5 protein-coding genes and 1 pseudogene are annotated in these 9960 nt (G+C 65.0%); 3 read left to right on the top strand and 3 right to left on the bottom strand.

What is annotated here, in order from left to right; all coding sequences use genetic code 11:
• Positions 1 to 127: 127 nt before the first annotated feature.
• From IVA74_RS33835 to IVA74_RS33825, 3 genes and pseudogenes are all read right to left on the bottom strand, one after another.
• Positions 128 to 763: a LysE family translocator gene (locus IVA74_RS33835; protein WP_247351478.1), complete on the bottom strand. Its 636-nt coding sequence runs from the start codon at positions 761 to 763 to the stop codon at positions 128 to 130.
• Between the two features lie 140 nt (positions 764 to 903).
• Positions 904 to 3927: a DNA polymerase I gene (polA, locus tag IVA74_RS33830; protein ID WP_247351477.1), complete on the bottom strand. Its 3024-nt coding sequence runs from the start codon at positions 3925 to 3927 to the stop codon at positions 904 to 906.
• Between the two features lie 192 nt (positions 3928 to 4119).
• Positions 4120 to 5175 (bottom strand): annotated as a pseudogene (locus tag IVA74_RS33825) (acyltransferase family protein); the annotation flags it as partial.
• Positions 5176 to 5370: 195 nt separating this feature from the next.
• Between IVA74_RS33825 and IVA74_RS33820 the strand changes: the two are divergent.
• The 3 genes from IVA74_RS33820 (at position 5371) to IVA74_RS33810 (ending at position 9933) form a co-directional block, all read left to right on the top strand.
• Positions 5371 to 6687, top strand: coding sequence for a UDP-glucose/GDP-mannose dehydrogenase family protein (locus IVA74_RS33820; protein WP_247351475.1), 1317 nt, complete (start codon positions 5371 to 5373; stop codon positions 6685 to 6687).
• Between the two features lie 127 nt (positions 6688 to 6814).
• Positions 6815 to 9292 carry an ATP-dependent helicase HrpB gene (hrpB, locus tag IVA74_RS33815; RefSeq protein ID WP_247351473.1) on the top strand — a complete coding sequence of 826 codons (2478 nt, stop codon included), beginning with the start codon at positions 6815 to 6817 and terminating at the stop codon, positions 9290 to 9292.
• A 128-nt stretch (positions 9293 to 9420) separates the two neighbouring features.
• Positions 9421 to 9933 carry a TIGR02281 family clan AA aspartic protease gene (locus IVA74_RS33810; protein WP_247351472.1) on the top strand — a complete coding sequence of 171 codons (513 nt, stop codon included), beginning with the start codon at positions 9421 to 9423 and terminating at the stop codon, positions 9931 to 9933.
• Positions 9934 to 9960: the final 27 nt, after the last annotated feature.

Below are 9960 nucleotides of genomic sequence, written 5' to 3'. Positions count from 1 at the left end.
CCGTAATCCATCCCAGACATCGCTCGCTCCCGCGAATCATCACTCAACTCACGGAATCAGCAATCAAATTCCTCCGCAATATGTGTGAATTCGATAGCCGTTCTTACGGGGAGAGGTGAAAAGAACCTCACACCTTCCGCGCCTCGACCGCCATCCGCACTGCAAGCCCGGCCAGCACCGTGCCCATCAGCCAGCGCTGCACCAGCATCCAGCTTGGCCGGCTTGCGAGGAACAGCGCGATCGAGCCGGCCGCGAGCGCGATCATCGCATTGACGCTGACACTGATCGCGATCTGGATCGCGCCGAGCACGACTGACTGAGTCAGCACGCTGCCGGCATTGGGATCGATGAACTGCGGCAGCAGCGCGAGGTAAAGCATCGCGATCTTCGGGTTGAGCAAATTGGTGACAAACCCCATCGCGAACAATTTACGCGGGCTGTCGATCGAAAGCTGCTTCACCTGGAACGGCGAGCGCCCACCGGGCTTCACCGCCTGCCAGGCCAGCCACAGCAAATAACCGGCACCGGCGAAGCGCAACGCGTCATAGGCAAAGGGAATGGCGAGCAGCAGCGCCGTGATGCCGAACGCGGCGCACAGCATGTAGAATACGAAGCCCAGCGCCACGCCGCCGAGCGAGACGATGCCCGCCGCCGGTCCCTGCGTGATCGAACGCGAGATCAGGTAGATCATGTTCGGCCCGGGCGTGAGCACAAGGCCGAGGCAGACGAGGGCGAAGCCGAGCAAAGCGGAGGTGTGGGGCATGGCTGAACCGGTGCGGGAGACGGCACGGTTTTAGTGTGCGGGGGATCGCGAGGCCATCGCGCAATTGCACGGAGGACAATTCAGGTGCGGCCGCACGCGCTACGCTGCCTCGCCCCGTAAGCAGGGCGAGGCAAGAAAAATCAGTGCGCCTCGTCCCAATTGTTCGCCGCGCGCGCGTCCACATGCAGCGGCACCGAGAGCAGCACCGCCGGGAACGGCGCGTCCTGCATCACGTGCTGCACGACCGGCAGCGTCGCTGCGATCTCGGCGTCGGGCACTTCGAAGATCAATTCGTCATGCACCTGAAGCAGCATCTGCGCCGACAGCTTCTTTTCGGCCAGCGCATCCTCCATCCGCGTCATGGCGCGGCGGATGATGTCGGCGGCGGTGCCCTGGAGCCGCGCGTTGATTGCCGCGCGCTCGTTGAAGGCGCGCACCGAGGCGTTCGAAGCCTTGATGTCGGGATAGTACATCTTCCGGCCAAACAGCGTGGTGACGTAGCCGTGGCTCCGGCAGAAATCCCGCGTCTCGTCCATGTAGGCGCGGATGCCGGGGAAGCGCTCGAAGTATTTCTTGATGTAGGCGGAGGCCTCCTCGCGCGCGATGCCGAGCTGGTTGGCGAGGCCGAACGCCGAAATGCCGTAGATGATGCCGAAATTGATCGCTTTGGCGCGTCGCCGGATTTCGCTCGGCATGCCCTCGATCGGCACGCCGAACATCTCCGATGCCGTCATGGCGTGAATGTCGAGACCGTCGCGAAACGCCTGCTTCAGCACGGGAATGTCGGCGATCTCGGCGAGCAGCCGTAGCTCGATCTGCGAATAGTCGGCGGAGACGAGCTTGTGCCCCGATGTTGCGATAAAGGCGCGCCGGATCTTGCGTCCGTCCTCGGTGCGCACCGGAATGTTCTGCAAATTCGGCTCGTTCGACGACAGCCGGCCCGTCGTGGTCGCGGCCAGCGCGTAGGTCGTGTGCACGCGATGGGTCTGCGGATGGACATAGGTCGGCAGCGCGTCGGTGTAGGTCGATTTCAGCTTCGAGACCTGGCGCCACTCCAGAATCTTCTTGGGAAGGTCATGGCCCTGCTCGGCCAGTTCGTCGAGCACCTGCGCGGTGGTGGACCACGCGCCGGTCTTGGTTTTGGTGCCGCCGGACAGTCCCATCTTGCCGAACAGGATGTCGCCGATCTGCTTCGGGCTGCCGACATTGACGGGCTCGCCCGCGATCCCTTGGATCTCGGCTTCGACGCGGGCCGCGGTCTGGGCGAAGTCGCCGGAGAGACGCGACAGCACCTGGCGGTCGATCGAGATGCCGCGCCGCTCCATACGTGCGAGCACTGTGACCAGCGGGCGTTCCAGCGTCTCGTAGACGGTGGTCATGTGCTCGGCGACAAGGCGCGGCTTCAGGACGCGCCAGACGCGCAAGGCGATGTCGGCGCCTTCCGCCGACAGCGGCGCGGCCTTGTCGATCGGCACCTGGTCGAACGTGATCTTGCCCTTGCCGCTGCCGAGCAGCTCGTTCTCCTTCAGCATGGCGTGACCAAACCAACGCTCGGAAAGCGACTCCATCCCATGCGAGCCGCGGCCGGCGTCCAGCACATAGGAGATCAGCTGCGCGTCGTCGGCGTTGCGCAAGGTGATGCCGTGTTGCGCCAGCATCACGGCGGTGAATTTGACGTCGAAGCCGATCTTGAGAATGCCTGATGATTCCAGCACCGGCCGCAGCGCTTCGATAGCATCGTCGTGCTTGACTTGATCGGGCGCGAGGCCCGCGTCGAACAGGCCGGCGCCGCCGCCGGACTGCTTGTGCGCCAGCGGCACGTAGCAGGCCTCGTTCGGCGCCAGCGCCAGCGCGATGCCGCAGAGATCGGCCTGCATCGGGTCGATCGAGTTTCCCCGGATCTCGACCGAGACATGGCCGGCATCATGGATGCGCGCGATGAACGCGTTTAATTCCGCGAGTGTCTTGATGGCCTGGTACTTGCCGCGATCGACCGGAAGCTTGCGCAAAGCATCTTCGCGCGCGGCTGCGAGAGAAATCGGCGCGCCCTTCGGGCTCGCGGCCTTGTCCTCTTTGCTCGCCGATGCGTTGCGCTGGCCCGCCTGAACTTGCGCCGGCGTGCCGGCTCCTGGTGCCGGCACGACGTCCGAAGGCGGCAGCGGCGAGAAGACGCTGGCGCCGCTGGCATAGCCGGGATCGGCATCGACGTTGGCTGGATCAATCTGCGAATAGTCGGCAACGCGACGCGTCAGCGTCGTGAACTCCATCGCCTTCAGGAAAGCGATCAGCTTGCGCGCATCGGGCTCATGGACGGCGAGATCGTCCAGCGGCACCTCCAGCGCGACCTTGTCGTCGAGCAGCACGAGCTGGCGCGAGATGCGCGCCTTTTCCGCATGCTCGATCAGCGCCTCGCGCCGCTTCGGCTGCTTGATCTCGGTGGCGCGGAACAGCAATTGGTCGAGATCGCCATATTCGGTGATCAGCTGCGCCGCGGTCTTGATGCCGATGCCGGGCACGCCAGGAACGTTGTCGGTGGAATCGCCGGCCAGTGCCTGCACTTCCACCACCTTCTCCGGCGGCACGCCAAACTTCTCGATCACCTCGGGGATGCCGATGTGGCGGTCCTTCATGGTGTCGTACATGGTGACGCAATCGGTGACGAGTTGCATCAGGTCCTTGTCGGAGGACACGATGGTCGCGCTGGCGCCGCGCTCGCAGGCTTGCCGCACATAGGTCGCAATCAGATCGTCGGCCTCGAAGCCGACCTGTTCCAGGCAAGGCAGGTCGAACGCGCGCACCGCTTCGCGGATCAGCGAAAATTGCGGGATCAGATCGTCAGGCGCAGGCGGCCGGTGGGCCTTGTACTCAGGATAGATCTTGTTGCGAAAGGTCATTTCCGACTTGTCGAAGATGATTGCCAGATGCGTCGGCCGGTTGTCCTCGGGCATGTCGCGCAACAGCTTCCACAGCATGTTGCAGAAGCCGAGCACGGCATTGACCTGCAGGCCGTCGGACTTGCGGTTCAGCGGCGGCAGCGCATGGTAGGCGCGGAAGATGTAGCCGGAACCGTCGACCAGGAAGACGTGGTCGCCCTTGCCGGCCGGCTTGGCGGCGACGGGCTTGGCGGACGTGGGTTCGGCAGCTTTCGGGGAGGTTTTGGGCATGCCGCAATGTATGAATTTTTGCGGGCTTTGACAGCCTTGCGGATGGGATTTTTAGGCCGGTGACGCAGCTATCCCCCGCTGTCGTTCCTCGCGAAAGCGGGGCATCCAGTACGCCGCGGCTTATCGGTCGATCACCGCGGTTTCTGGAATACTGGGTCGCCCGGCCGAGCCGGGCGACGACAGCGAGCCCGGCTGCAACCGCGCCCCGGCCTTCTTCGGTACAATCCAGAATGCATCCGGCCGTTCGAACAGGAAATTGGCGTTGAGCCGCAACGCCGCCTGCCAGATCGCGAGTGCTCCGATCACGCCGACGATGGTGACGATCAGCGACACCGTGCCGATGTCGGGAATGACACCCGTGTGCAGCAGCAGGGTCCGCGTGGCCGCCATCGGCAGGAAGAAGGCAAGATAGATCACGATCGAGTGCTCGCCGCAGAAGCGGAAAAAGTTCAGCCAGCGGGCGCGTGCGAGCAGCGTGCCCATGGTGATGATGGCGCAGGCGCCGGCGAAGCCGAGCACGAGCGACACGATCTTCCATTCGCTGGCCCCACACAAGACGAGGCCGGCATTGACCAGCGCCCACGTGGCGAGCGCTGCCAGCGCCCATGCGGGATGATTGCGCGCGCGATCCGCCAGCGCGAACACGTAGGGCGCGAACAGATAGCCTGAATAGAAATAGACAAAGCGCGCGCAGAACTCGTCGATCGTGGTCCAGCCGGTTGCAACACGCGCCGTCTCCAGCGCGGCCGCGATAAGCCAGATCGCGGGCGGGGGGATTCGCCGTGTCAGTTTTGTGACGACGAAAAAGATCGGCAGCAGGTAGATGAACCAGAGCGTGCCGAACGGCTCGACGAAGGATTCCAGATACAGCAGGCCGGCGTCGCGCCAGCTGGTTTCGGCGGCGAATGCGGGGGCCTTGAAGCCGAACTGGATTGTCACCCACACGACATAGAAATAGGCGAAATGCACCACCTTGCGGTCGAGATAGGTTCGCCAGTCCCGGTCGATCACCAGTGGCAGGAACAGGCCCGAAATCAGGAAGAAATCCGGCATCCGGAACGGCTTTGCGAAGGCCACGGCGACATGCATGAAACCGGTCTGGCCGGCGGCGAGCTCGACCCCCAGCACCGAATGCATCATCACGACCATGACGATGCAGATGCCCTTGGCGTAATCGACCCAATCGACGCGCGCAGCAGAAGGGGCCTTGAGCCCCCCGCTCGCGGCGATTGTGCCCGATGGTGTCATGGTGTCCCTTTTCGAGGCGTGTTCCGCCCGGATCTGTGTGAACGCGGAGCAGTGTGGCGCCTTGCGGCTTTCGATTTGTTTACCGTTGCAATTCATGTGCCCGGTTTTTGCGGGCTGACGGTTCCCTTCCATGGGGAAAATGCTAAACCTTCCCCGAATTAGTGTTTCATTAACCAAGCCAAAACAGGGTTTTTCATGCGAATCGCGATGATCGGAACGGGCTATGTGGGACTGGTGTCCGGGGCCTGCTTTGCAGATTTCGGTCATGACGTCATCTGCGTCGACAAGGACGAGAAGAAGATCGCTGCACTTCATCGCGGCGAGATCCCGATCTACGAACCCGGGCTCGACGAACTCGTTGCGACCAACGTCAAGGCCAAGCGGCTGGAGTTCACCACCGACCTGTCCAAGCCGGTCGCCGATGCCGATGCCGTGTTCATCGCGGTCGGCACGCCGTCGCGCCGCGGTGACGGCCACGCCGATCTGTCCTATGTCTACGCCGCCGCCAAAGAGATCGCGCAGTCGCTGTCCGGTTTCACCGTCGTGGTGACGAAGTCGACCGTTCCGGTCGGCACCGGCGACGAGGTCGAGCGCATCATGCGCGAGACCAACCCCAAGGCCGACGTCGTCGTTGCCTCCAACCCCGAATTCCTGCGCGAGGGCGCCGCGATCCGCGACTTCAAGTTTCCCGATCGCGTCGTCGTCGGCACCTCCGACGAGCGCGGCCGTAAGGTGATGGGCGACATCTACCGTCCGCTGTCGCTGAACCAGGCGCCGCTGATGTTTACGGAGCGCCGTACCGCCGAGATGATCAAATACGCCGCGAACGCCTTCCTCGCGACCAAGATCACCTTCATCAACGAGATCGCAGACCTCTCCGAGAAGGTCGGCGCCAACGTCCAGGAAGTCGCGCGCGGCATTGGCCTGGACAACCGCATCGGCACCAAATTTCTGCATGCCGGCCCCGGCTTCGGCGGCTCGTGCTTTCCGAAGGATACCAAGGCGCTGATCAAGATCGCGCAAGACTACGACGTGTCCTTGCGCATCGTCGAAGCCGTGCTGGCCGTCAACGAGAACCGCAAGCGCGCGATGGCCCGCAAGGTCAGCCAGGCGCTCGGCGGCTCGCTGCGAGGCAAGACCATCGCCGTGCTCGGCCTTACCTTCAAACCCGACACCGACGACATGCGCGATGCGCCGTCGATCCCACTGGTCACGGGCCTGATCGACATGGGCGCGAAGGTGAAGGCGTTCGATCCCGTCGGCATGGAGCAGGCCAAGGGCGAACTGCCCAACATCACCTATTGCGAGGACGCCTATTCCTGCGCTGAAGGTGCCGATGCGCTGGTTGTCGTCACCGAATGGGTGCAGTTCCGCGGCCTCGATCTCGACCGGCTGAAGGCGACCATGGCCCAGCCCGTCGTCGTCGATCTCCGCAACATCTACCGCCCCGAGGACATGGCTGCGGCCGGCTTCACCTACGAAAGCATCGGCCGCCCGCCGGTGCAGGGCTGATCGGCGCTGGCAGCACGAACGATTCCGTCATGGCCGGGCTTGTCCCGGCCATCCACGTCTTGTTCACTGTCAGATGAAAGAACGTGGATGCCCGGGACAAGCCCGGGCATGACGACCGGATAATTTTTTGCCCCGCACTTTCGACACGCCCCTCCCGATCGATGCCGTGCTTGACCACCTCTCGCGTACGCTGGAGGCGCACAACGCGGCCGTGCTGGTCGCGCCTCCGGGCGCCGGCAAGACCACGCGCGTGCCGCTCGCGCTGCTCGATGCCCCCTGGGCCAAGGGCAAGAAGATCATCGTGCTCGAGCCGCGGCGCATTGCTGCGCGCGCCAGCGCCGACCGCATGGCCAAGTCGCTTGGCGAGAGGGCCGGCGAGACCGTCGGCTATCGCGTTCGCTTCGGCTCAAAAATCTCGCGTGCGACCCGCATCGAGGTGGTGACCGAAGGTATCTTCAGCCGTCAGATCCTCGACGATCCCGAGCTGTCAGGCGTCGCCGCCGTCCTGTTCGACGAATTCCACGAGCGCTCGCTCGACGCCGATATGGGGCTTGCGCTAGCGCGCGACGCGCAACAGGGCCTGCGCGAGGATTTGCGCATCCTCGTGATGTCGGCAACGCTCGATGGCGCGCGCGTGGCAAAGCTGCTTGGCGAAGCGCCCGTCGTCGAAAGCGAGGGCCGCGCCTTTCCCGTCGAAACACGCTATCTCGGTCGCAAGGCGGATGCGCCGGTGGAGCGGCAGATGGCGGATGCGATCGCATCCGCGCTACGCGCCGATAGCGGCTCGGTGCTGGCGTTTCTGCCGGGTGCCGCCGAAATCCGCCGCACCCAGAATTTCCTCAGCGAACGTGTGCAGGATGCCAGTATCGAAATCGTGCCGCTGTTCGGCGCGCTCGATGCCGCCGTGCAGGACCGTGCCATCTCGCCGGCGCCGAAGGGCACGCGCAAGGTGGTGCTGGCGACCTCGATCGCGGAAACCTCGCTCACCATCGAAGGCGTGCGCATCGTCGTCGATTCCGGTCTTGCCCGCGTGCCGCGTTACGAACCCGACATCGGGCTGACGCGGCTCGAGACCGTGCGCGTCTCGCGCGCGGCGGCGGACCAGCGCCGCGGTCGCGCCGGCCGCACCGAGCCCGGTGTCTGCTACCGGCTCTGGGACGAGCCGCAGACGGCGTCTCTCGCGCCCTATACCCAACCGGAAATCCTCAGCGCCGATCTGTCCTCGCTGGTGCTCGATCTCGCGCAATGGGGCGTCGCTGACGCTGCCGCGCTGTCGTTTCTCGACCCGCCGCCGCAGCCGGCCTGGAAGGAAGCCAAGAGCCTGCTCTCCGAGCTCAATGCGCTCGATGGCGACGGCCGCATCACCGCGGAAGGCAAGAGCCTGCGTGCGCTGGCGCTGCCGCCGCGGCTGGCGCGCATGATCGTGGATTCGCATCGTGCCGGCGAGGGCGAAGCCGCCGCCGAGATCGCCGCCATCATCACCGAGCGCGGGCTCGGCGGCGACAGCGTCGATCTCGAACACCGTCGCGACCAGTTCCGCCGCGAGCGCTCGCCACGCGCAACGAGCGCGCGCGACCTCGCCCGGCGCTGGGCTTCACAGGTGGCGGCGTCAGAGAAGACGGCGGCCGGAGAAGGTGACGTCTCGACCGGCCTGATGCTCGCCTATGCCTTCCCGGATCGCGTCGCGCGGAATCGCGGCAATGGCAGTTTCGTGCTTGCCAACGGTCGTGGTGCCGCCGTCGATCAGACATCGTCACTTGCCCGCGCACCTTATATCGCGATCGGCGAGATGACGGGGACGGCGGCGAGCGGCCGCATTCTGCTCGCCGCGCAAATCACGCAGGACGAGATCGAGCAGCATTTCGCCGAGCATATCGAATCCGTCGACGAGATCTCGTTCGACCGCGGTGCGATGGCGCTGCGGGCGCGGCGCAAGCGCGCGCTGCACGCGATCACTCTCTCCGAGGCGACGCTTGCCGTGTCGCCCTCGGAGGACACCGCGCGCATCTTCGCCGACGGGCTCATTGCCGTCGGCCTCGACCGGCTGCCCTGGTCGAAAGCAGCAAAGCAATGGCGCGACCGCGTGATGTTTTTGCGCAAGGCCGAAGGCGACAGCTGGCCCGACCTGTCGGACGAAGGCTTGATCGCGCGGCGCGACGACTGGCTGGTGCCGGCGCTCTACGACAAGATCGCGCTGAAGGACATCTCCACCGGCGATCTCTCCGACGCGTTGATGGCATTGTTGCCGTGGGAGATGCGCGCGCGCCTCGACCGCGAGGCGCCGACGCATTTCGAGGCGCCGACCGGCAGCGTACTCGCGATCGACTACGAGGCCGAGCAGGGGCCGACCATCGCGGTGCGGCTCCAAGAATTGTTCGGCCTCAACACCCATCCGTCGGTCGCCGCGGGCAAGGTGCCGCTGGTGCTGGAATTGCTGTCGCCGGCGCAGCGCCCGGTACAGGTGACGCGCGATCTCCCCGGTTTCTGGCGCGGCAGTTACAGCGCGGTTCGCTCCGACCTGCGCGGCCGCTATCCGCGCCATCCCTGGCCGGAAGATCCGGCGAATGCGCTGCCGACCCGGCGAGTCAAGCCGCGCGGCACCTGAGAGTTACGAAGGCGCATTAACCGTCCGCTCATCCTTTTCGTCAAAATAGCACCGCTCTGGCCGCAGCGTCGCTCGCGGACGGGCCTGCCGCGTGGTCAAATCGAGCTTTCCGGCTCGGAAGTGGTGTAATGCGTAACATAATGATCTTGGCGGCGATCATGATCGGCCTCGGCACCTTCATGGCGCAGATGGCGGACAGGATGAGCTCCGCCTCGGCGACGTCGGTGCCACGCACGACGGTGGCACTCGCGTCCACCGCGCCGGCCGGCGGCCGCAGCCTCAGCATCCCCCGCGACGGACGGGGTCATTTCCAGACCGACGGCCGGATTGAAGGCCAGCGCATCGGCTTCATGGTCGACACCGGCGCCTCCGTGGTTGCGCTGAACGAGACCTCGGCCGCCCGCTTTGGCCTGCGTCCCTCGCGCGGCGATTACAATGCCACCGTCTCCACCGCCAACGGCACCATCAAGGCCGCGCGCACCCGTATCGCCATGGTCGATGTCGGCGGCCTAATCGTGCGCGACGTCGACGCCATGGTGCTGCCCGACGAGGCGCTGTCCGAGAACCTGCTCGGCCTCTCCTTCCTCTCCCGCCTCAAGCGTTTCGAATACGCCAACGGCCAGATGGTTCTGGAGCAGTAAGGTCTCCCCGGCGGCCTTGTTAGGCCC

Source organism: Bradyrhizobium sp. 132 (assembly GCF_023074185.1).
Lineage (GTDB): Bacteria > Pseudomonadota > Alphaproteobacteria > Rhizobiales > Xanthobacteraceae > Bradyrhizobium.
The sequence above is the reverse complement of the archived record's forward strand: the minus strand, read 5'-3'. Positions and strand labels throughout refer to the sequence as shown.

What these genes read in the sequence shown, in the direction of transcription:
- IVA74_RS33810 (WP_247351472.1), top strand. Translation starts at nt 9,421, where the DNA reads ATGCGTAACATAATGATCTTGGCGGCGATCATGATCGGCCTCGGCACC.
- IVA74_RS33820 (WP_247351475.1), top strand. Translation starts at nt 5,371, where the DNA reads ATGCGAATCGCGATGATCGGAACGGGCTATGTGGGACTGGTGTCCGGG.
- polA (WP_247351477.1), bottom strand. Translation starts at nt 3,927, where the DNA reads ATGCCCAAAACCTCCCCGAAAGCTGCCGAACCCACGTCCGCCAAGCCC.
- IVA74_RS33835 (WP_247351478.1), bottom strand. Translation starts at nt 763, where the DNA reads ATGCCCCACACCTCCGCTTTGCTCGGCTTCGCCCTCGTCTGCCTCGGC.